Annotated in this window: 26 protein-coding genes; 20 read left to right on the top strand and 6 right to left on the bottom strand. The window is 44.1% G+C overall.

Annotated features, from left to right (window positions below):
* The first annotated feature begins 74 nt into the window (after nucleotides 1-74).
* On the top strand, nucleotides 75-1,091 hold the full coding sequence (locus MHB64_RS19385) for a S66 family peptidase (RefSeq protein ID WP_341135167.1): 1,017 nt from the start codon (nucleotides 75-77) through the stop codon (nucleotides 1,089-1,091).
* 46 nt (nucleotides 1,092-1,137) lie between these two features.
* On the opposite strand, the gene MHB64_RS19380 is transcribed toward MHB64_RS19385, so the two are convergent.
* From MHB64_RS19380 to MHB64_RS19365, 4 genes are all read right to left on the bottom strand, one after another.
* Complete coding sequence (locus MHB64_RS19380; protein ID WP_094869623.1) at nucleotides 1,138-1,422, bottom strand: YxcD family protein; 285 nt, start codon at nucleotides 1,420-1,422, stop codon at nucleotides 1,138-1,140.
* Nucleotides 1,423-1,430: 8 nt separating this feature from the next.
* Complete coding sequence (locus MHB64_RS19375) at nucleotides 1,431-1,859, bottom strand: membrane protein (RefSeq protein WP_042194151.1); 429 nt, start codon at nucleotides 1,857-1,859, stop codon at nucleotides 1,431-1,433.
* Nucleotides 1,860-2,061: 202 nt separating this feature from the next.
* The gene (locus MHB64_RS19370) at nucleotides 2,062-2,622 is read right to left on the bottom strand and encodes a beta-class carbonic anhydrase (protein WP_094869581.1); all 561 of its coding nucleotides are present in this window, start codon (nucleotides 2,620-2,622) and stop codon (nucleotides 2,062-2,064) included.
* 24 nt (nucleotides 2,623-2,646) lie between these two features.
* Complete coding sequence (locus tag MHB64_RS19365; protein WP_341109087.1) at nucleotides 2,647-3,039, bottom strand: iron-sulfur cluster biosynthesis family protein; 393 nt, start codon at nucleotides 3,037-3,039, stop codon at nucleotides 2,647-2,649.
* A gap of 103 nt (nucleotides 3,040-3,142) precedes the next feature.
* On the opposite strand from MHB64_RS19365, the gene MHB64_RS19360 reads away from it, so the two are divergent.
* From MHB64_RS19360 to trmD, 8 genes are all read left to right on the top strand, one after another.
* On the top strand, nucleotides 3,143-4,660 hold the full coding sequence (locus MHB64_RS19360) for a carboxypeptidase M32 (RefSeq protein WP_341135166.1): 1,518 nt from the start codon (nucleotides 3,143-3,145) through the stop codon (nucleotides 4,658-4,660).
* A gap of 56 nt (nucleotides 4,661-4,716) precedes the next feature.
* Nucleotides 4,717-5,364, top strand: a complete 648-nt coding sequence (trhA, locus tag MHB64_RS19355; RefSeq protein ID WP_042189474.1) for a PAQR family membrane homeostasis protein TrhA — start codon at nucleotides 4,717-4,719, stop codon at nucleotides 5,362-5,364.
* Nucleotides 5,365-5,513: 149 nt separating this feature from the next.
* Nucleotides 5,514-5,870: a YlxM family DNA-binding protein gene (ylxM, locus tag MHB64_RS19350; protein ID WP_036688609.1), complete on the top strand. Its 357-nt coding sequence runs from the start codon at nucleotides 5,514-5,516 to the stop codon at nucleotides 5,868-5,870.
* 20 nt (nucleotides 5,871-5,890) lie between these two features.
* Nucleotides 5,891-7,276, top strand: a complete 1,386-nt coding sequence (ffh, locus tag MHB64_RS19345; protein ID WP_094869584.1) for a signal recognition particle protein — start codon at nucleotides 5,891-5,893, stop codon at nucleotides 7,274-7,276.
* A 47-nt stretch (nucleotides 7,277-7,323) separates the two neighbouring features.
* A complete protein-coding gene (rpsP, locus tag MHB64_RS19340) occupies nucleotides 7,324-7,596 on the top strand; it encodes a 30S ribosomal protein S16 (RefSeq protein ID WP_036688604.1) in 273 nt (90 codons plus the stop codon).
* A gap of 22 nt (nucleotides 7,597-7,618) precedes the next feature.
* On the top strand, nucleotides 7,619-7,849 hold the full coding sequence (locus MHB64_RS19335) for a KH domain-containing protein (RefSeq protein ID WP_042128982.1): 231 nt from the start codon (nucleotides 7,619-7,621) through the stop codon (nucleotides 7,847-7,849).
* A gap of 92 nt (nucleotides 7,850-7,941) precedes the next feature.
* Nucleotides 7,942-8,466, top strand: a complete 525-nt coding sequence (rimM, locus tag MHB64_RS19330) for a ribosome maturation factor RimM (protein WP_042189470.1) — start codon at nucleotides 7,942-7,944, stop codon at nucleotides 8,464-8,466.
* Entirely contained in the window at nucleotides 8,466-9,245 is a 780-nt protein-coding gene (gene trmD, locus MHB64_RS19325; protein WP_341136103.1) for a tRNA (guanosine(37)-N1)-methyltransferase TrmD, read from the top strand. The genes rimM and trmD overlap by 1 nt, the downstream gene beginning before the upstream one ends.
* Before the next feature lie 635 nt (nucleotides 9,246-9,880).
* Here the strand turns inward: trmD and MHB64_RS19320 are convergent.
* Entirely contained in the window at nucleotides 9,881-10,057 is a 177-nt protein-coding gene (locus MHB64_RS19320; RefSeq protein WP_156113147.1) for a hypothetical protein, read from the bottom strand.
* A 206-nt stretch (nucleotides 10,058-10,263) separates the two neighbouring features.
* Between MHB64_RS19320 and MHB64_RS19315 the strand changes: the two genes are divergently transcribed.
* Nucleotides 10,264-10,491 (top strand): hypothetical protein, encoded by a 228-nt coding sequence (locus tag MHB64_RS19315; protein ID WP_094869586.1) that lies wholly within the window; start codon nucleotides 10,264-10,266, stop codon nucleotides 10,489-10,491.
* A gap of 57 nt (nucleotides 10,492-10,548) precedes the next feature.
* On the opposite strand, the gene MHB64_RS19310 is transcribed toward MHB64_RS19315, so the two are convergent.
* Nucleotides 10,549-11,499, bottom strand: coding sequence for a hypothetical protein (locus MHB64_RS19310; protein WP_094876036.1), 951 nt, complete (start codon nucleotides 11,497-11,499; stop codon nucleotides 10,549-10,551).
* A gap of 346 nt (nucleotides 11,500-11,845) precedes the next feature.
* Here MHB64_RS19310 and MHB64_RS19305 point away from each other — a divergent pair, with 346 nt between their 5' ends.
* The 10 genes from MHB64_RS19305 (at nucleotide 11,846) to MHB64_RS19260 (ending at nucleotide 19,264) form a co-directional block, all read left to right on the top strand.
* Nucleotides 11,846-12,136, top strand: a complete 291-nt coding sequence (locus tag MHB64_RS19305) for a hypothetical protein (RefSeq protein ID WP_094869588.1) — start codon at nucleotides 11,846-11,848, stop codon at nucleotides 12,134-12,136.
* Nucleotides 12,137-12,283: 147 nt separating this feature from the next.
* On the top strand, nucleotides 12,284-12,628 hold the full coding sequence (gene rplS, locus MHB64_RS19300; RefSeq protein ID WP_042128973.1) for a 50S ribosomal protein L19: 345 nt from the start codon (nucleotides 12,284-12,286) through the stop codon (nucleotides 12,626-12,628).
* 302 nt (nucleotides 12,629-12,930) lie between these two features.
* A complete protein-coding gene (lepB, locus tag MHB64_RS19295) occupies nucleotides 12,931-13,539 on the top strand; it encodes a signal peptidase I (protein WP_094869589.1) in 609 nt (202 codons plus the stop codon).
* 29 nt (nucleotides 13,540-13,568) lie between these two features.
* Nucleotides 13,569-14,429, top strand: a complete 861-nt coding sequence (ylqF, locus tag MHB64_RS19290) for a ribosome biogenesis GTPase YlqF (protein WP_094869590.1) — start codon at nucleotides 13,569-13,571, stop codon at nucleotides 14,427-14,429.
* Nucleotides 14,430-14,626: 197 nt separating this feature from the next.
* On the top strand, nucleotides 14,627-15,238 hold the full coding sequence (locus MHB64_RS19285) for a ribonuclease HII (protein WP_094869591.1): 612 nt from the start codon (nucleotides 14,627-14,629) through the stop codon (nucleotides 15,236-15,238).
* A 72-nt stretch (nucleotides 15,239-15,310) separates the two neighbouring features.
* Nucleotides 15,311-17,461: a DNA ligase gene (locus tag MHB64_RS19280; RefSeq protein ID WP_341135165.1), complete on the top strand. Its 2,151-nt coding sequence runs from the start codon at nucleotides 15,311-15,313 to the stop codon at nucleotides 17,459-17,461.
* Nucleotides 17,458-17,766 carry an EscU/YscU/HrcU family type III secretion system export apparatus switch protein gene (locus tag MHB64_RS19275; protein WP_094876033.1) on the top strand — a complete coding sequence of 103 codons (309 nt, stop codon included), beginning with the start codon at nucleotides 17,458-17,460 and terminating at the stop codon, nucleotides 17,764-17,766. Before MHB64_RS19280 ends, MHB64_RS19275 begins: the two co-directional genes overlap by 4 nt.
* Nucleotides 17,763-18,149: a YraN family protein gene (locus MHB64_RS19270; protein ID WP_094869594.1), complete on the top strand. Its 387-nt coding sequence runs from the start codon at nucleotides 17,763-17,765 to the stop codon at nucleotides 18,147-18,149. The genes MHB64_RS19275 and MHB64_RS19270 overlap by 4 nt, the downstream gene beginning before the upstream one ends.
* 153 nt (nucleotides 18,150-18,302) lie before the next feature.
* Complete coding sequence (locus tag MHB64_RS19265; RefSeq protein ID WP_094869595.1) at nucleotides 18,303-18,713, top strand: hypothetical protein; 411 nt, start codon at nucleotides 18,303-18,305, stop codon at nucleotides 18,711-18,713.
* 41 nt (nucleotides 18,714-18,754) lie between these two features.
* Nucleotides 18,755-19,264: a phosphoesterase gene (locus MHB64_RS19260; protein ID WP_094869596.1), complete on the top strand. Its 510-nt coding sequence runs from the start codon at nucleotides 18,755-18,757 to the stop codon at nucleotides 19,262-19,264.
* The last annotated feature ends 48 nt before the right edge of the window (nucleotides 19,265-19,312 follow it).

Genomic DNA, 19,312 nt, shown 5'->3' with positions numbered 1-19,312 from the left:
AATCTAGCCATGTTCTTTTTTGTATACATAAAGTTTACTCTTGATATAATTGCTGTATAACCTGGAGGTGTCATATGATTAGATATCCGATTATGAAGAAAAATGCGACAGTAGGGGTAACAGCACCTTCATCTGGAGTTGGTCCTCAAAACGCAGAGTTAATTAAGTTGGTCTCAAGCCGTTTGGAGTCTAAAGGATTAAATATGATTTGTGGGGATACCGTATGGACGCAAGAGAAAGCTAAATCCGCACCAGCCAAAGTTCGTGCTCAGGAGTTTAACGAGATGATGGGCAGTGAGCATATTGATATCCTTATTCCGCCTTGGGGCGGAGAACTGTTAATTGAGGTTCTTGAATATATTGATTTTGATACTATGAAGGACAAGTGGATCTTAGGCTATTCAGATATTAGCGTACTATTGCTTGCAGTAACGTTAAGGACAGGGATTGCCACAGCCCACGGGACTAACCTCGTTGATTTAAGAGGAGAGTATTCAGATGATACCACAGCCATGTGGGAAGCGGTTCTAGACACAAAAGCAGGGGATTCTATCGTCCAGCATTCTTCACTTAAATACCAGGGGGAATGGCAACATGATGCTCCTACGCCTTATGTATTTCACTTGACAGAAGATACCCGTTGGAAGACAGTATCCTCTGGTCCTGTAACTATGAAAGGGCGTTTGCTTGGGGGCTGCATAGATGTAATTAGGCATCTGATTGGCACACCATTTGGGAATCTGCGGCATTTTCAAGAACAAATGATTAACAATGAACCGATCCTATGGTATTTGGAAAACTGCGAACTGAATACGGTTGATGTACGTAGGTCATTAGTTCAGATGAAGCTGGCAGGTTGGTTTGAGAATTGTTCTGGCATTATGTTTGGCAGAAGTCCTGCTAATCGCCCCGTAGAGAACTACACGGCCGAAGACATCTACGCAGAGCTTTATGAGGAACTCCAGGTACCTATTGTGTATGATATCGATTGTGGTCATATCCCACCGCAAATTACGCTGATTAACGGTGCGTACGCAGAAGTTGATGTGACGGACGGAGTAGGAACGGTAAAGCAATTTTTCTATGAATAGATGCATACAAAAAAAAGGACAACCATTTGGGTTGTCCCTTTTACTATTAGTTCCCTGTAGTTACAATAGCGGTGATTTCCTCGTCCAAGTCTAGCCTTACATCTTCGCGGTATGCACGAATGCCATATTCGCTAAGCATGTAACGTAGGATCGCCTCGATCATGTTGGACTCAACTAAATATTGACTACGTCCCTGTACCCAAACCTCAGCAGAGTATCCGGTGTCTTCTTCCCAGCTCAGTTCTACTTGAACATCTTCAGGGCGAACCGCTTTACGTTCAGCCATATGTAGACATAGGGCATTGATGATCTCATCCATGCTTAGAACCATTGTTGACATTAGTAACGCCCACCTTGATCTTCTAAGCGACGACGTTCTTTTCTGCGACGGAAGAAGGACATCACGAGCATTACGAGCACATAGATAGCAAGCATATTAATGACGAATCCTAGAATGTTACCGAAGGCACCCATACCGGCGAACATTCCGCCGAACAGTAACCCTGCCAAACCACCGATCATCATACCTTTCATTAAGCCGCCACCGCTGAAGAATCCCCGTTTCGTATTTGCAGTAGATCCTGCTGTGGAGCTTTTAGTGCTATCGCTTTTCCTTACGTTATCGGTTGTTGATTTTTTTGGAGTTGTTGAATAACTACGAGTGCCGGATTTAAATCCGCCACCACCTCGCTTCGCATCCACAAAGTTCGGGGTAGCTACGGCGAAAAAAAGTGTGAAGGCCATTACAATCATCATTACGCGTTTCATTGGTTTCATTTAGTACGAAAACCCTCCTGTGAGTATAAAATTTGTGTGCATGTTCAGTATTACGCAGCTAGTCCTACTAGGTTTCAATTTTTATTTAAAATATAAGAAAGTTTATGCTTGTCATAATCTATACTTTTTTATTCACAAAAAAAGCGTGGATCCAGGATCCACGCAATTAGCAGTTAGTAGGTTGTTACTTAAATTATTTATACCCATCAACGACAAGTTCAAGCGCTCCGGTAGCCGGATCGATGATCATGCCATGCACAGGTACATTTGGGGGGAGTAATGGATGCTTATTGATCAGACTCACAGTTTGAGCTACCCCTTCTTGGATATTGTCAAACCCGCGTAGCCATTTGGTTAGCTTGATCCCGGAATTCTCCAGCGTGTTCAGCACCTCTTCGGATACTCCACGTTCTTTAATGGAATTGATCATATGGTCGGCGTTGAGGGAAGCCATACCGCATTCATAGTGCCCAACAACGATAACTTCCTCCGCGTCAAGTTCATATAAAGCAACCATGACACTACGCATAACACTACCAAAGGGCTGCGAAATAACCGCTCCGGCATTTTTGATGATTTTGACATCACCGTTCTTAAAGTTCATCGCTTTTGGTAATAGTTCAACCAGACGGGTATCCATACAGGTGATAATCAACATTTTTTTATCTGGATAGCGACTAGTTAAATACGCTTCATACTCTTTATTCTCTACAAAACTCTTATTAAAGCTAATAATATCGGATACATGGCTCATGGCTGTTTTTCCTCCCTATAATCACTAAAATGTACTTACATTACGCATATCTCTGACCAGGATATTTTTTCCGTAAATCTGTGAATCACTGTCTAGCTTAAAGGAAGAGAATCTTTCCTCGGCATCCAGACGCATCTTGTCCTCATAAAAGATTTCCTGCTGGCGGCTTACGATAAAGGGAAGGGAATCACTTTCCATCCTGGAATCGCCGTCCTCCATTTCTGAAACAATTAGTAATACATTAATTCCGTCACACCCGCAGCCTTCCGTATCATAAAAGAGCTTGAAAAATCCTGGCCGATCTTCAAGCCTTTCCTTCAACTTCCTTTCTGCGAGAGGTGTAACCTGAATCATCATAGCCGCTTCACGCTCCTTCAAATTTTGTGCGAAGCAAGTCTTGCTTCTTATGTAACCCATTGAATATTTTAAATTAGAGATGTAATCTCTGAAGTTGATTATACTCATTCAAAAAAGTATCATCAAGAGGAGTCGGCAAAACAGAGAAAGCAGGTGTAATAAAATGGAACAGCAAGTGAAGGAACAGTGGGAAAAATTTAGCGAGTTATTATCAAAAATAAGTGGATATTCAGAGGCCATAGAATTACTTCACTGGGATTTGCGCACCGGTGCGCCGCGTAAGGGCGTAGAGGTTCGTTCGGGTACGATAGGGATGCTAAGTGGAGAACTGTTTAGACTTGGTATTTCGGAGGAAATGGGAGAATTTACAGCATTTTTTACCCGTCCTGAAGTGATTAGCCAGCTAACTCATGATCAGCAGAAAATCGTTACCGATTGCCGTAAAGAATATGAGCGCAGCAAGAGCATTCCTTCCAAAAGATTTGAGGAGTACGCTGTCCTATCCGCGCATTCTCAAACCATTTGGGAAGAAGCCAAGGAGAACGATGATTTTGTCACTTTTGAGCCTTACTTAAGCAAGATCGTTGCTCTAAAGCAAGAGTTTATCGACTACTGGGGTGTAAAGGGAACGCGCTACGATACGCTTTTGGATATGTACGAGCCTGATCTAACAGTAGAGAAAGTAGATGAAGTATTCAGCCGTCTGCGCAGCCGCTTGGTTCCATTGGTAGAAGCTATCGCTGCTTCGCCGAATAAACCGGACACAAGTTTTTTGCAGCAGATCTTCCCTAAAGAACAGCAGGAAAAGTTCGGCAACTTTATTTTAGAGCAAATGGGCTACGATTTTGACGCGGGTCGTTTAGATGAGAGTGTGCATCCTTTTGCTACAGGATTGAATCCAGGCGACGTTCGTATTACGACCGCCTACCTGCTTGATAATGTGACTAGTGCCATATTCAGTTCACTGCATGAAGGCGGACATGCGCTTTATGAGCAAAATATCAGCAAAGATTTTGTTGGAACACCACTGGCACAAGGTGCATCGATGGGGATTCATGAATCTCAGTCGAGACTATGGGAGAACATGATCGGACGCAGCCGGGCTTTCTGGCAACGTTATTATGGGGATCTTCAACAACAATTCCCGGAGCAGCTTGCAAATGTGGAGTTGGAAGATTTCTACCGGGCGATCAACAGCGTGGAAAATTCCTTTATCCGGATCGAAGCAGATGAGCTTACATACAATCTGCACATTATCGTGCGTTATGAGATCGAGAAGCTTATTTTTAATGAGGGTCTTTCTGTAAAAGATTTGCCTCAGGTATGGAATGCTAAGTATCAAGAGTATTTGGGTATTACTCCGCCTTCTAACGCTCTTGGTGTGCTGCAAGATGTCCATTGGTCTGGCGGGGATTTCGGATACTTTGCTTCCTACTCCTTAGGTAATATGTACGCTGCACAAATTCTGAATACACTTCGCAAAGAGTTACCGGAGTTTGATGAGTTAATTGCTGCAGGGAACCTACTACCTATTAAAGAGTGGCTAACCGATAAGATCTATCGTTTCGGCAATAGCTTAACGCCTTCACAAATTATTGAGCAAGTAACGGGAGAACCACTGAGTCCAGATTATTTAGCTGATTATTTAGAAGCGAAGTATACGGAGATTTACAAACTGTAATCAAGTAGGATACGCGTGGTATAATAGAAAGAAAGCTTAGACGGAAGGATATGGATATGGCAAATACTCACACCTACAGCCGGAGAGAAGAAGTCGCGAATGCGATTACGCACGGGATTGGAACGGTATTAAGCGTGGCTGCACTTGTTCTGCTTGTTGTTTTTGCAAGTCTGAAAGGAACGACATGGCATGTGGTCAGCTTCTCCATCTATGGAACGACAATGCTGCTTCTGTATCTGAATTCAACACTAGTGCATAGTCTCAAAGAGGGTAAGGCGAAGGATTTGTTCGAATTTTTCGATCATTCCGCTATTTATCTGTTTATTGCTGGCACGTATACCCCCTTTTTGTTAGTCGCCATTCGGGGAACGCTTGGATGGAGTTTGTTCGGCGTTATTTGGGGAATCGCAGTGTTCGGCGTTTTCTTCAAGGCATTTTTTGTTAAAAAGTTTCTGTTCATGTCAACCATATTCTACATTGCAATGGGCTGGCTGATTGTAATCGCTTGGAACCCTCTTTCGGCTGTTGTAGCTGACGGAGGAATGATCCTGCTGATGGCTGGAGGTATACTCTATACATTAGGTACTGTTTTTTATGTATGGAGAGGGTTTCCATACCATCATGCGATTTGGCATGTATTTGTCCTTGCGGGTAGTGTCACACACTTCTTCGCCGTATTGATTTATGTACTGCCGATCCAATAATTTCAAGCGAATTTATTGCGTGAAAAAGGGATTTTTAATAAAGAAAGAGATGACAAGCAAAAATGCTTGACATCTCTCTTTCTTTTAGGTATCATAAGGGACGTTGTGAAGGTGTAAAGTGTTTTTCCTTGACGAAGGGAGTGCCCTTAATGAGTCAGGAGAATAGGCTCGAGAAAACGAATCGTATCAATCTGCTTTTTGCCTTTTATGAACGACTGCTTACAGATAAGCAGCAAACGTTTCTTAAATATTATTTTCACGACGATTTTTCCTTGGGAGAGATTGCCGCTGAATTTGAAATCAGCCGTCAAGCCGTTTATGAACATATTAAACGGGCGGAGCAAGTCCTAGAAAATTATGAAGAAAAACTTGGTTTATTAGTGAAGCATGAGAGTCGTACCAAATATTTAGAAGAACTGCGCAGACTGCCGGAGAATGGGATGCTGCCTGAGCAATATAAACTTCGGTTCGCGGAGATCGTGGATCGCTTGCAGAGGTTAGAGTAGCATGAAGGGAGAAACTGCATATGGCGTTTGAAGGTTTAACCGGAAGATTGCAGAATGTGTTCAGCAAGCTGCGCGGTAAAGGTAAAGTATCCGAAGATGATGTGAACGAAGCTATGCGCGAAGTACGGTTGGCCCTTCTGGAAGCCGACGTTAACTTCAAGGTAGTTAAAGAATTCGTGGCTAAGGTGAAAGAAAAGTCTATTGGCACAGAAGTGATGGACAGCTTTACACCTGGGATGGTCATTATCGACATCGTTAACAAGGAACTAACCGAGCTGATGGGCGGAAGCCAAGCGAAGCTGGCCAAGTCGAACAAGCCACCAACTGTCATTATGATGGCGGGTTTACAAGGGGCGGGTAAGACAACCACTTCGGGTAAGCTGGCCAAGCTGTTACAGAAGGGCAATCATCGTCCATTGCTTGTTGCGGCAGATATTTATCGCCCTGCTGCGATCAAACAGCTTCAAGTACTTGGAGAACAAATTAAAGTTCCAGTATTCTCGCTGGGTGATCAGACTAGTCCGGTAGAGATTGCCAGACAAGCTGTACAACATGCGAAGGATAACGGACTTGATTATGTAATTATTGATACTGCAGGCCGCCTGCACATTGATGAAGAATTGATGGAAGAACTGAAGCAGATTCGGGGCATTGTAAATCCTGATGAAGTTCTGCTAGTAGTAGATGCAATGACCGGTCAAGACGCCGTGAACGTAGCTGAGAGCTTTAATAAGCAGCTTGAGCTTACAGGGGTTGTATTGACGAAGCTTGACGGCGATAGCCGCGGTGGTGCTGCACTATCCGTCAAAGCCGTAACTGGTTGCCCGATCAAATTCGCTGCGTTAGGTGAGAAGATTGACGCATTGGAGCCGTTCCATCCGGAACGTATGGCTTCGCGGATTTTGGGTATGGGCGACATGTTGTCGCTGATTGAGAAAGCTCAAGCGAACATTGACACGGATAAAGCTAAGGAAATGGAACGTAAGATGCGCAATGCAGAATTTACGTTTGATGATTTCCTTGAGCAAATGGATCAGGTGAAGAAGCTTGGCCCGATCGATCAAATTCTTGACATGCTGCCTGGCATGAACAAAGCCAAGGGCATTAAGGATTTGAAGGTTGACGACAAGCAAATGGGCCGCGTTGAAGCCATAGTTCATTCTATGACTAAGACGGAAAAACGTCAGCCCGAGATCATCAACCATAACCGCCGCAAGCGTATTGCTGCTGGTAGCGGAACTTCGGTTGCCGAGGTCAACCGCCTCATTAAGCAATTTGATGAGATGCGTAAGATGATGAAGCAATTCTCAGGCATGATGGGCGGAGGCGGCAAAGCCTCTAAGAAGAATGCGATGAAGCAGCTTAAAGGTCTAGGTGGAAAAGGTATGAAGTTCCCTTTTAAATGATCTTGCTGTTCTAATATCTCGAAACTATTATAAGGAGGTGATTTTTCGTGGCAGTACGTATTCGTCTGAAAAGAATGGGAGCGCATAAAGCGCCTTTCTATCGTGTAGTGGTTTCCGATTCCCGGTCCCCTCGTGACGGTCGTTTTATCGAGGAAATCGGTTATTATAATCCGATTGAACAACCGGCAGTAGTTAAGATCGATGAGGAAAAAGCTCTTAAATGGCTTCAAACAGGTGCGCAAGCATCTGATACAGTACGCAACTTGCTTTCCAAAGCAGGCGTAATGAAGAAGTTTCATGAGCTTAAGCAACAGAAATAATGACTGATTGCGAGGGTCCTCTATGGAAGAATTAGTTGGAGTAATTGCTAAGGCTTTAGTGGATCATCCAGAAGATGTGACGGTACGAGCGGTGGAGAAGGATCACCTAATTGTCTATGAACTGTCCGTACATCCTGATGATGTTGGAAAGGTCATTGGCAAACAAGGAAGGATCGCTAAGGCGCTCCGTACAGTAGTCACATCTGCAGCAGTCAAGAGCGATAAACGCGTAACTGTAGATATTTTATCTTAAATGATGCGTACAATGAGGGGCTAGGGATAGTATATCCCGGCTCCTTTTTGTTCAAATATAGATTAGATGAAGCTTGTAAAGGAGAGGGTTGTATGACAGAAGAGTTAACCGTAGGCAGACTTGTGAACACACATGGTATTCGCGGTGAGATTAAAGTTCTATCCCATACCGATTTCCCTGATGTTCGTTTTGCTGCAGGTAAGAAGCTGCAGGTGATCCCAGCAGATGGCAGTTCTAAATTCGAAGTAACAGTAGAATCCGCTCGTGAGCACAAGGGTATGTTCATCGTTAAGCTTAAAGGGTATACGAACATCAATGAAGTGGAAAAATATAAAGGAAGCCTCCTGAAGGTTCCGAGTAATGATCTGGTGGATCTCCCTGAGAACGAATACTACTTCCACCAAATCGTCGGTTGTGAGGTATACACGGATGAAGATGAAAACAAACCACTCGGTACGATTACAGAAATCTTACAGCCTGGTGCGAATGATGTATGGGTTGTTAAGCCTGCAAAAGGACAAGACATCCTAATTCCTGTAATTAACGATGTAGTCCTGAATGTAGATATAGAAGCCAAGCGAATTATTGTTCATTTGATGGAAGGGTTATTGCCATGATGAGAATTGATGTGCTTACGCTCTTTCCAGAAATGTGCGAAGGCGTATTCAGCACAAGTATTCTTGGTAAAGCACGTGAAAAAGGAATCGTTTCCTTAAATGCAGTGAACTTCCGTGATTTCTCGGGAAATAAGCATAATAGTGTGGATGATACACCGTATGGCGGTGGCGGGGGCATGGTGCTCAAGCCGGATCCGATTTTTAATGCAGTCGAGCATGTGCTTGGTACACCGAACGAGGAAGAACGCAATGGAACTGATGAAGAGGTTTCTGTGAAGCCACGTATCATTCTTATGTGCCCACAAGGAAAAACTTACAATCAGAAGATTGCAGAGGAACTGGCGCAAGAGCAGCATCTAATCTTCATATGTGGGCATTATGAGGGATATGATGAGCGGATTCGTGAGCATCTGGTAACAGATGAACTTTCAATGGGTGATTATGTGCTTACAGGTGGAGAGTTGCCTGCATTGACGGTTATAGATTCCATAGTCCGGCTTCAGCCGGGGGCACTTGGAAATGAAACCTCTGCGATATCTGACTCGTTCAGCACGGGACTGCTAGAATATCCACACTACACACGTCCTGCCGAGTTTCGTGGCTGGAAGGTGCCGGATATTTTGCTGAGTGGTCATCATGCTAACATCGACATATGGCGGAGAGAGCAGGCACTGTTGCGCACATTGGGACGCAGACCGGACCTGCTTGAGACTGCAGAGCTTACATTGAAAGACAAAAAGACACTGGAACGTCTAAGAAATGTGGACAAGCCGGAGTGATAATTTAATGAAACAGGTATATTTGACGTCTTTTTAACGTATCTTACGTTGAGGAGGCGTTTTTGTTATGTGTACCTGAGAACAAATCAAATAATAGTTTTCAAAATAATATGAGTATTGGTGCGTTAAAAGCTTCTTTTTAGGGTAATGAATAGAGGTGCCGCACTAATACATGCAGCTGATCACGCAGCAAGCTTAACTATTGAAGGGAATGAACTGAAGTGACTACGAAGACGCATGAAGAATTCAAGCCTAACGTGGACACAATCCACAAGGAGGCGGAGCCGCTCCGCACCGTGAATGATATTATCGATTTTTATACAAATCGCAATTCCCATTCGCCATTTAAAGAGTGAACATATAAGATTGAATGTTAGGGATTGACCGCCGCGTAAATAAAACCATTAGAAACAGTGAATGTGTTCGCTGTCGCTAATGGTTTTATTATTATTGTTAAATAACCACTTTCCAATGAGATCTAGCATCTCAGCGAAAAGTGGTTATTTTTTGAAATTATAAGAAAGTATATGATTCACGATATACTTTATCCTTATAATTCTCGCACAAACGCTTACCGTCCTTAAAAGGACGCCTAAGGCGTTTTAGCTTGCTATAAGAGTTCGTGGAGGCACATGTTATTCTTTGCGTAAGATTTTGTGTACTCCTGTAAGGAGTGAGTAAAGCGCAACACATACGAGAACAGTAACAGCCCATGCATAGTTGCGGACGGTGTAAGTAAGTGAAGCTAAAATGACGAAAATGGTGATACGCAGTACGCCTTCTTTAATAAACTGTTTTCTTTCTACATTCATGAGATTGGCCTCCTCGAATGGATGTGATATTGCGGACTGCAAGCTGAAGATAGGTCTTACATTATCTATAGCCTTAAGGAATACGAAAGATACAAGGATCGAAAAAAGTAAATATTAACCCAATGTCCGACCTATGTAAGTTCGCCGTTACCGACCTGTACTCCTACACATAGATTATATCATTACGAACAAGGAGGAGTACACTAGTGGAAGCTTATTATAACTGTTTGCGTTGTAAAGATAGAAGGGTACGGATTCTGACTAGAGATGGTAGACAGCACGAAGGCGTTATTACAGATGTAGATAGATACAATGTTTACTTAAGAACTGGAAATGGTTCTGTGCATACTTCTGCGTTTTATGGAAATCCTTATGCCGGAAATCAGATCTTAACTTTGAGTCTGTTCACTCTGCTGGCCATCGCATTAATCTAATCATTTGGAACCAAAAACAGACCGCTCGGGTTTCCCGGACGGTCTGTTTATTACTGATTACTGTACTGTAATTGCACCAATATTTGAGCTTAGGGACAGCAAGGGTCCGCCTCCATTGATATCGGTCTTTCCACCTTCTACACCCTTGATTTGCCCGAGATCACTATTGGCTTCCAGGCTGCATTTCATACCATCGGCCAGGACAGCACTGAGGCTGCCGACCTCTGTTTTGGCTTTTAGGCTGCTATCATCCTTCATCCCTGCTATATCCATTCTTATACTGCCAGTATCGGATTCTACAGTGGATTTTCCAGTGATTTTAGCCCCTTCAATATTGATGGCTCCGACGTTGCTGACGATATGATAATTACCCTCTAAATTACGAAGGCGAATTTGACCTACGTTATTTGTAATTTTATATTTATTCATGCTGGCGGGGAGCTCTATATTATAGCTTATGCTAAAATCTGAATATCCATATTTGTCTTGCGCCCATGTCCATAAGTCCTTCTTAGGACTTGTTTTGGAATGCGTAGACACCTTCAAAGTATCACCACTGACCTCTACTAAAATTTCAGCATCATCCATAATCTTTTGGCGGTCAGACGTATGGAGAGAGCTGTTGTGGGATGAGATCGTTGCATTTACATGGATCAGATCTCCTGTAACAGCTGTTACTTCTATTTCTCCTACTGCATTGTCCATGCTGAGCACGGATGCTGAACCGATCGCTTGCGATACGGAGAGTTCTTTGTTAATGCTGTCTGCTTTAACTTCATCAACTACCTTAGTAGCTGTTTCCTCAACAGCTTGCTGCACAGTTGCAGCTGCTTTTCCTAGCTCTTGCTTGACAACTTCACCAAAGTTCTGGTGCGCATCCTCAGAAATACTTTTTTCAACCTCATTTTTGGCAGATTGTCTGCCTGGTAATTCAGTGCAACCCGCCAAAAGTACGATAGATAATACGGCTACTGCTGCTAACACACTATTATTATTCCTTTTCCTCATTGAACAAACTCCTCCTCGTATATGGGTGTATGTGATCTGACATATGTGATTTCGTTATGTACTTCTGTAAGTATAGCTTATGGAATTTATCTGTAAAAACGGCTGGAGGCGGGTTATTATACTGGACCAAAGACTAGGTCTCAAAAGTGTTCACTACACTTCGATTTTTAATTGTGCTAAAATAAATGAAAGATCACTCGCTGAATAAATACGGTTACGATACATATTTAAAAGGGCGCGGAAATCCTCATATTGTATACAGATATAGACCGTTACCTCACTTGCAGAACAGGGCGGTCTTTTTACTTTCTTTCTTTAATAAATCTTGAAGGGTGGAGGGAGCCAAATGAAATATGTAGCCATTTTGCTTGCCTTAGTAGTTTTGACAGGCGTATATTTTTTAGTCTGGAAACGGAAAATAAATACCACAAAAAATTATCCGCGTACTACACGGAGTAATGTAATCTCAATGGATAGTCATCGTAAAGCCAAACAGAGCCCAGGGGAGCAGCCCTGCTCTTCTTGTAAGAAGAAGAATGGAAAGCTTGTCTTCTATGCACAAGATAACGGAACTGTTGTTGGTCTATGTAAAGATTGCCAATCGAAGGCGAAAAAAAGAGATATGCTACCGCTTTAAATAGAAAAAATAAGTTGTATTAGCCCGTCCTTTATGGTATTATTATCTCTGTTGTGTGGAATACGGTGGTCCGCTGCGGATAATGAGGGAGAGCAAAGTTCTCTCCGGAAGAGGCAAGAACACCTGTACGGAAGGAGGAAGTCCTTAATGAATATCCTACAAGCTATTACGCAAGAGCAACTTCGTAAAGATATCCCGAGTTTTCGCCCGGGTGACACTTTGAAGGTGCATGTAAAAGTAATCGAGGGAACTCGTGAGCGTATCCAGTTGTTCGAAGGCGTTGTAATCAAACGTCGTGGCGGTGGAATCAGTGAGACTTTTACGGTTCGTAAAATTTCTTACGGTGTTGGTGTGGAAAGAACATTCCCAATCAACTCGCCTAAAATCGAGAAAATCGAAGTGGCTCGTCGTGGTAAAGTGCGTCGTGCTAAACTTTATTATCTTCGTGAACTACGTGGTAAAGCAGCGAGAATTAAAGAAATTCGTCGCTAGAATAGTGACAAAGGAAAGGGGCTTGAGTTCAAGCTCCTTTCGTTTTATTATTTTTTGAAAATATAAGAAAGCATAAGTTCCACGTTATACATTATTCTTATATTTCTCGCATAAACACTTACCGTCCTTAAAGGACGCTGAGGGCGTTTTAGCTTGGTATATAATGCGTGCGACATATACGCTTGGGGATCAGCTTCTCCGAAAAGGCCTCCTGAAGGAGTATCTGTGGAGGGGTTTTTGGCAGGAGTTTTTTTGTGTTGTATAGTAATAGTAAGAGTAGTATTAAGAGAGGACGGTGAACTATGCAGCAGGAACAAAGTGAAACTTTGGATTCAAGCGCGCAGAACCCACGTAAACCCAAAAACGAAGTCTTGGAATGGATCAAGGCCATTGCGATTGCTTTAGTGTTGGTTTTTCTGATTCGCTGGCTTTTGTTCAAGCCTTTTATTGTAGATGGACCTTCCATGCAGCCTAATTTCCATACTGGAGAACGTGTTATCGTAAATGAGATTTTGTACGATATTAGATCTCCACAGCGGGGCGAGGTTATAGTATTCCACGTGCCTTCTGAGGGCAGAGATTTTATTAAACGTGTAATTGGTGTGGCTGGAGATACCGTGAAAGTAGAAGGGGATGTAGTTACAGTTAACGGAGAAGTTGTTAACGAGACATATATCCAAGGCGCTATTGATGCTGCGCATAGTAACAACGCTCTGTATAATAATAAAGACTTCCCGAATGAAAAGTTCACGGATGGTACTGTACCTGAAGGACATGTTTTCGTTATGGGAGATAATCGCTCGGATAGTACGGATAGCCGAATGATCGGTTATGTACCTCTAGGTGATATTGTGGGCCGGGCCGATTTAATCTTCTGGCCGATAAAGGATATTACACTGATTAACCATTAAGTTGACAGAAGTCAAAGGAGGTGACGGCAATGGCCATTCAATGGTTTCCTGGTCATATGACGAAGGCTAGGCGGCAAATCGAGGATAAGCTGAAGCTGATTGATGTTGTAATAGAATTGCTCGATTCCCGTCTGCCGCTTTCCAGCCGCAATCCGATGATTGACGATATTTTGCGGGACAAGCCAAGATTGATTATTTTGAACAAGGCGGATCTGGCAGATCCTGAAATTACACGGAAGTGGCTGGCGTACTTCAAGGGACAAGGGCATGTTGCTTATCCTGTTGATGCATCTACTGGAACGGGTGTTAAGGATATTCCAGAGCAGGTCAAACTGTTGTTAAAAGAAAAGATTGACCGGCAGATCACAAGGGGAATGAATCCGCGAGCTATGCGTGCATTGATCGTTGGTATTCCTAACGTTGGTAAATCAACACTCATTAACCGGATGGCTGGTAAGAGTATTGCTGCTACTGGGGACCGCCCAGGGGTAACCAAGGGTCAACAGTGGATTAAGACAGGCGGCAACTTGGAGCTTCTGGATACCCCAGGTATACTATGGCCGAGGTTTGAGGACCAAGAAGTAGGTTATCGCCTAGCGGTAACGGGTGCAATAAAGGAAGAAATCCTAAATATTGAGGACATTGCCTTTTATGCAGTGAAATATTTGGTGAAGGACTACGGTTCTAGATTTCAAGAACGCTTTGGCATTGAGAAGCTTCCTGAGGATCTGGAGAATCCAGATGAGATCGTAGCTGTTATGGAAGCTGTGGGTCGTAAACGCGGTTGTCTAATTAGCGGTGGACGTGTAGATCTGGAAAAAGCTTCGCGGGCCTTGTTACATGAGCTACGGGCAGGTAAGCTTGGACGCTTTACGCTGGAAACGCCTTAAGTGGTGTGAAAGCTGCGTTTAATGGACTAGGTATGGAAGAGCCATCCGAAATTTCGGAGGCTCTTTTTTTATGGGAATGGATCAAATTGGAACGCCTATTTTAAGATGACCATGTAAGCTTTACTATGATAAGCTGACTTATATAGATCATAGAATAATTCATAATTGGCGGTGACAAATTAGTGAGTTCGTTAGATATGTTGGCCTATGAAAAAGAAGGCTGGGAACAGTCTTATCGCCGAATAGCAGGCGTAGATGAAGTAGGAAGAGGATGCTTGTTTGGGGACGTTGTCGCAGCAGCGGTGATTTTGCCGGAGGGGCTTATTATTGATGGTGTAAATGATTCCAAAAAACTTACAGCGAAGAAGAGAGAGGCTTTATACGAGATTATAATGGAGCAAGCGCTGGCAGTGGGTGTGGGTTATGTGGATTCTAATGTTATTGATGAAATTAATATCAAGCAAGCTTCACGTCTTGCCATGAAAAAAGCGGTAGAGAGTCTGGAACACACTCCTGACTATATGCTGATCGATGCTGAAAAGGTAGATCTCCCTTTGCCGCAACAGGCAATTATTAAAGGAGATGCTAATAGTCAGTCCATTGCTGCGGCTTCGATTATTGCTAAAGTAACACGAGACAGGCTGTGTGAAGGTCTTTGGGAGGAATTATACCCTGATTATGGGATTGCGATACATAAAGGTTACGCGACCAAGCTTCACCGGGAACAAATTACAGCTCTAGGTCCAACACCTATGCATCGACGCAGTTTTATTGGGCGGATTCTCGCGGAGCAGCAAATGTTATTCTAGAAGCAATGCTTAAAAAAGTAGGATGAATACCGATATAGTAAGAAGAGAGAAAATGGAGGGAGGAGAAACGGTATGAATATCGGAACATTGATCCGTGGATTGCTTGGAGATCAAAAACCGGGTGCGGCGAAGTCTTTAGAATTAAAAGAAGGGCAAGTTGTCCGTGGTGTTGTTCTCTCTGTATCGGATTCAGGCAAAGAAGCGGTTGTGCAAATCCAAGGTACACCTGTTCGTGCGGAATTAGAGACACCATTACTGCCTGGAGAAACCATGAACTTACAGGTTGGATCACCCGGAGAAGGCGGATTGCCCGTATTGAAGCCGGTCTCCCTCGGTGAAACGGCGTTAGTCACTCCCCAAAGCATGGGTGAGGCTTTGGAGTCGCTAGGATTAGCTGATTCCAAAGCAGGTCGAGAAATCGTACTAGCGATGCAAGCAGGAGGCGTTCCGCTTACAAAAGAGACAGCAGCTTTGCTGGATGCGGTAATGAGTGCAAAACCAGCTGGTGTGCCTGCTTCAGAGTGGCTTGACGCAGCTGTCATTTCTGTAAAACGGGGACTACCCGTTACAGCTGAGAGTGTGAAAGGATTGCAGCAGGCAGTATTTGGCCCGCAGCTGCATCAGCTTTTATCAGCACTGGAAGATCAGATTACAATATGGACAGGTCAAATTGCTAATGATGAAACAATTACAGCTGAATCAAAGGCTGGAATGGGTACAAATACTGGTAAACTTGAAATCTCGGTAACTGCAGGTGCTGGAAGTGGGAATAACATGGGAGTTGTAGAGGGGGACGCTACAGAAGCAGACTCTTTACAATCGGCAGCTAAAGGAAATGGACAAGCTACAACTAAAATTGCTGATGGGACTATCGCAAGCGGAAGTACCGCTCTTTCGGAAGGAGCAACTGAAGGTGCTCTGAAACCGGTTGAACAAGGTGCGCCAGTCAAGGTGACTCTTAATATAGCTTCTGAGAATGAAACGGAGATAGGAACTGGCAAGCCAGTTGTAGTTGATGAGACAGGTGAAGGGGCTCAGATCCCGAAGGGTGGTATTGTTACAGAGTCTATGGCTGGTAAATCAACACCTGCCATATCCGGCGCTCTAAATAGTGCTTTAAGCGCTCAATCTGATAGTGCAGCGAATAATCCTATCCGTTCCAGTGAAGTTGAGATTCAAGGGAATGCCTTGAATTTGAATAAGGATGGAGCATTGGATAATGTTATACATGCGGATAAGAGTCTGGCTGCCTCGATGGATAAGAGAGGGGCTATGCCGGGTGGCGCGAGTGTGAGCGCCGAAGGTCCTGCTGCTGGTGCGGCGCCCCACGCAGCAAGTGGGGCAGCCCTGCTCGCGAAGCTGCAGGGCGTGCTCACCGAGCTGCGCGGCAGCTTGCCGCAGCTCGCTCTGGTCCCGCCCGCTGACGCGGCGGGAGCAAGCCCTGCCCCCGCTGCTGCGCCGCGCGGGGAGACCCCGGCTGCGACGGCTTCGCCGGTGCAGCCGGACACCGCCCCACCCGCGGACGCGGAGTCGTGGGTGGGGCGGGTGCTGAAGCTGCTCGGTGCGGAGCACGAGCAGCAGGCGGTGCGCGGCGGCGCAATAGCCGCCTCTGAGACGGCCCGCGCGGCGGCAGGTACGGCCGCGCTTGGCAGTGCGGGTGTCGGTGGCGAACAAGCCACCGACACCTTAAAGGGCGTGCTGCTGCAGATCATGAGCAGCAGCGAGGTGCCGCCCGCGGTAAAAGAAGCCGCGAGCGGACTAGTGCAGCAGCTGACAGGACAACAGCTGCTGCTCAATACAGATCGAACGGCTCCTTTCGCGCAAGTAACTTTGTTCTTGCCGCTGCAAGGTCCAGATGGGCAGGAGACAGCTTCCGTTCATATTCAGTCGCGTCGGGGACGCAAGGGTGAATTAGATGCTGCCAATTGCAGGCTCTGGTTTGATTTGGATATGAAGCAGCTCGGCCAGACACTGGTTGATGTGCAGGTTGTTGATCGAATCGTTAGTCTTAAGCTGCATAATGATCATCCTTGGGTGCTTGAGCTGTTGGAACAGCGGCGTGATGACATTAAAACGGCAGTAGAATCTATTGGTTATCAGTTGTCGGGATTAAGAACTGAACCTTTGCCAGAATTAAAGCTATCTACAGAACTTGCCAATCCCCATAGTAAGCTTGTTGATTATGTTCCTGATGTTTATAAAGGAGTGGATTACCGTATATGAACGAGAATGAGCCTGTACCTCTAATTTCACAAGGGCTCAAAAAAGCGGTCGCTCTCAAATATAGCCCAGGACAAAGCGAGGCACCTGTCGTTGTTGCCAAAGGACAAGGGGCGATAGCGGATCTGATTCTGCAAAAAGCTAAAGAGAGTGGGGTTGCTGTCCAAGAGGACGCAGCTCTCGTAGAAGTTCTTTCAAAGCTCGATCTAGATCAACAGATTCCATCTGAACTTTATCAGCTAGTGGCTGAAATCCTCAGCTTTGTGTATCAGAGCGACCGTTCCGCCGGTGAACGGAGACCGGAATGAAAGAGCCATACACAAGAGAACGCTACAACCGCAAACAGAAGGGAGCCGCTGCTGAAGAAGGGGCTGTGCAGTACTTATCTACTTGTGGGTACAAGATCTTAGAACGAAATTGGCGTTGTCGAACCGGAGAACTTGATATTATTGCGGAGAACGAAGGCTGTATTATTATTGTTGAAGTTCGCAGTCGTAGTGGAGAGCTATATCAAGGGACTCCGGAGGAATCTGTGAATACAAGAAAAATACATCAAGTGCGAAATACGGCACAGGTTTATTTGCATATGAAAGGTTATGATGATCGAAGAGTAACTTTTGACGTCATTAGCATTTTACTGAATGAAGATTTAAGCATCGCTTCTTTGGGGCATATACGTGAGGCTTTTTAAGCTGCACCCCATATTCTCACGCCATTCATTATGGGCACTAGCATTCTTATGAAAAAAGTCTTTACATAGCCTCCGCACAGTGGGTCATTTCTCAAAAGAAATGGGTAAACATTAGAGTAACTTTTTAATGTCATCATGAGGAGGGCTGTTTAAGTGAAGAATAAACCTTTTGAAATGCAGGTTAGTTTTGCTTGCCAATATTGCCAGCAGAAGATTGAAGTGAAATTTACCGCAGAGCCAGTATCCGTTGTCTGTTGTGCAAATTGCAATAAGAACTTCACGGTTATGCGGCCCACTATAGCTGAGGAAATATTAATCGATTGGAAAAATGAGGCGCTATTTCAAAAAATCCGTGCTGATAAATCACAAAACAGCACTAGCAGTCTCTTAGCGCTTGTTATAAAAGTCATAGAGCTTCTTACATGGCGAGATAAAGGAAATGGACAGGTGGAAGCGATTAAAGAAATGCGTGGCTGGCTCATTGAGAATGAAGAGACTCCCCCTCTAGCTGAACTGATCCAGAGCGATAATAAAAAACGATCACATAAGCGGCGTGACTGGTGATAATCATACAAACTATGATCAAAAAAGAAAGAAGGGTGAATATGGCTAACGTTTTTTTTACATCCGACCATCATTTTGGCCATAAGTTGATTATTGATTTTGAATCCAGACCCTTTATAGATGTGGGGCAAATGAATGAAGCTATGATTGAGAGTTGGAATTCGGTAGTGAATCCGGATGATAAAGTGTTTCATTTGGGAGACTTTTCGTTTCTTAATAAGGAAGCGACACGTGCTATTGTGGAGAGGTTACATGGCTATAAGATTTTAATTCTCGGCAATCATGATCGGGGACGCGGTCGGGATTGGTGGCTTGAAGCAGGCTTTGACGAGGTTAGTGAATATCCGCTGATTTATAAGGATTTCTTCTTTCTCTCTCACGAGCCTATGTATATGAATAAACATATGCCTTACGTAAATGTGCATGGTCATATTCACGGACAAAAATATGAAGGAAAGAATTATTTTAACATTTGTGTAGAGCATTGGAGCTATAAACCATTGACTTTTGAACAGATTAGGGACTCTGTCATAGTTAGTGAAGAAGGTTAATGTGGGTCTAAATGATTATTTATGCGTGTTAATGCAATTTGATGTTTA

It is taken from the genome of Paenibacillus sp. FSL K6-2859 (genome assembly GCF_038008265.1).
Taxonomy (GTDB): Bacteria; Bacillota; Bacilli; order Paenibacillales; family Paenibacillaceae; genus Paenibacillus_AQ; species Paenibacillus_AQ nitricinens.
The sequence above is the reverse complement of the archived record's forward strand: the minus strand, read 5'-3'. Positions and strand labels throughout refer to the sequence as shown.

Excerpts from the sequence above, each read along its gene's own strand:
- MHB64_RS19385 (WP_341135167.1), top strand. The coding sequence starts at position 75 with ATGATTAGATATCCGATTATGAAGAAAAATGCGACAGTAGGGGTAACA.
- MHB64_RS19380 (WP_094869623.1), bottom strand. The coding sequence starts at position 1,422 with ATGGTTCTAAGCATGGATGAGATCATCAATGCCCTATGTCTACATATG.
- MHB64_RS19375 (WP_042194151.1), bottom strand. The coding sequence starts at position 1,859 with ATGAAACGCGTAATGATGATTGTAATGGCCTTCACACTTTTTTTCGCC.
- MHB64_RS19370 (WP_094869581.1), bottom strand. The coding sequence starts at position 2,622 with ATGAGCCATGTATCCGATATTATTAGCTTTAATAAGAGTTTTGTAGAG.
- MHB64_RS19365 (WP_341109087.1), bottom strand. The coding sequence starts at position 3,039 with ATGGGTTACATAAGAAGCAAGACTTGCTTCGCACAAAATTTGAAGGAG.
- MHB64_RS19360 (WP_341135166.1), top strand. The coding sequence starts at position 3,143 with ATGGAACAGCAAGTGAAGGAACAGTGGGAAAAATTTAGCGAGTTATTA.
- trhA (WP_042189474.1), top strand. The coding sequence starts at position 4,717 with ATGGCAAATACTCACACCTACAGCCGGAGAGAAGAAGTCGCGAATGCG.
- ylxM (WP_036688609.1), top strand. The coding sequence starts at position 5,514 with ATGAGTCAGGAGAATAGGCTCGAGAAAACGAATCGTATCAATCTGCTT.
- ffh (WP_094869584.1), top strand. The coding sequence starts at position 5,891 with ATGGCGTTTGAAGGTTTAACCGGAAGATTGCAGAATGTGTTCAGCAAG.
- MHB64_RS19335 (WP_042128982.1), top strand. The coding sequence starts at position 7,619 with ATGGAAGAATTAGTTGGAGTAATTGCTAAGGCTTTAGTGGATCATCCA.
- rimM (WP_042189470.1), top strand. The coding sequence starts at position 7,942 with ATGACAGAAGAGTTAACCGTAGGCAGACTTGTGAACACACATGGTATT.
- trmD (WP_341136103.1), top strand. The coding sequence starts at position 8,466 with ATGAGAATTGATGTGCTTACGCTCTTTCCAGAAATGTGCGAAGGCGTA.
- MHB64_RS19320 (WP_156113147.1), bottom strand. The coding sequence starts at position 10,057 with ATGAATGTAGAAAGAAAACAGTTTATTAAAGAAGGCGTACTGCGTATC.
- MHB64_RS19310 (WP_094876036.1), bottom strand. The coding sequence starts at position 11,499 with ATGAGGAAAAGGAATAATAATAGTGTGTTAGCAGCAGTAGCCGTATTA.
- MHB64_RS19305 (WP_094869588.1), top strand. The coding sequence starts at position 11,846 with ATGAAATATGTAGCCATTTTGCTTGCCTTAGTAGTTTTGACAGGCGTA.
- rplS (WP_042128973.1), top strand. The coding sequence starts at position 12,284 with ATGAATATCCTACAAGCTATTACGCAAGAGCAACTTCGTAAAGATATC.
- lepB (WP_094869589.1), top strand. The coding sequence starts at position 12,931 with ATGCAGCAGGAACAAAGTGAAACTTTGGATTCAAGCGCGCAGAACCCA.
- ylqF (WP_094869590.1), top strand. The coding sequence starts at position 13,569 with ATGGCCATTCAATGGTTTCCTGGTCATATGACGAAGGCTAGGCGGCAA.
- MHB64_RS19285 (WP_094869591.1), top strand. The coding sequence starts at position 14,627 with ATGTTGGCCTATGAAAAAGAAGGCTGGGAACAGTCTTATCGCCGAATA.
- MHB64_RS19280 (WP_341135165.1), top strand. The coding sequence starts at position 15,311 with ATGAATATCGGAACATTGATCCGTGGATTGCTTGGAGATCAAAAACCG.
- MHB64_RS19275 (WP_094876033.1), top strand. The coding sequence starts at position 17,458 with ATGAACGAGAATGAGCCTGTACCTCTAATTTCACAAGGGCTCAAAAAA.
- MHB64_RS19270 (WP_094869594.1), top strand. The coding sequence starts at position 17,763 with ATGAAAGAGCCATACACAAGAGAACGCTACAACCGCAAACAGAAGGGA.
- MHB64_RS19260 (WP_094869596.1), top strand. The coding sequence starts at position 18,755 with ATGGCTAACGTTTTTTTTACATCCGACCATCATTTTGGCCATAAGTTG.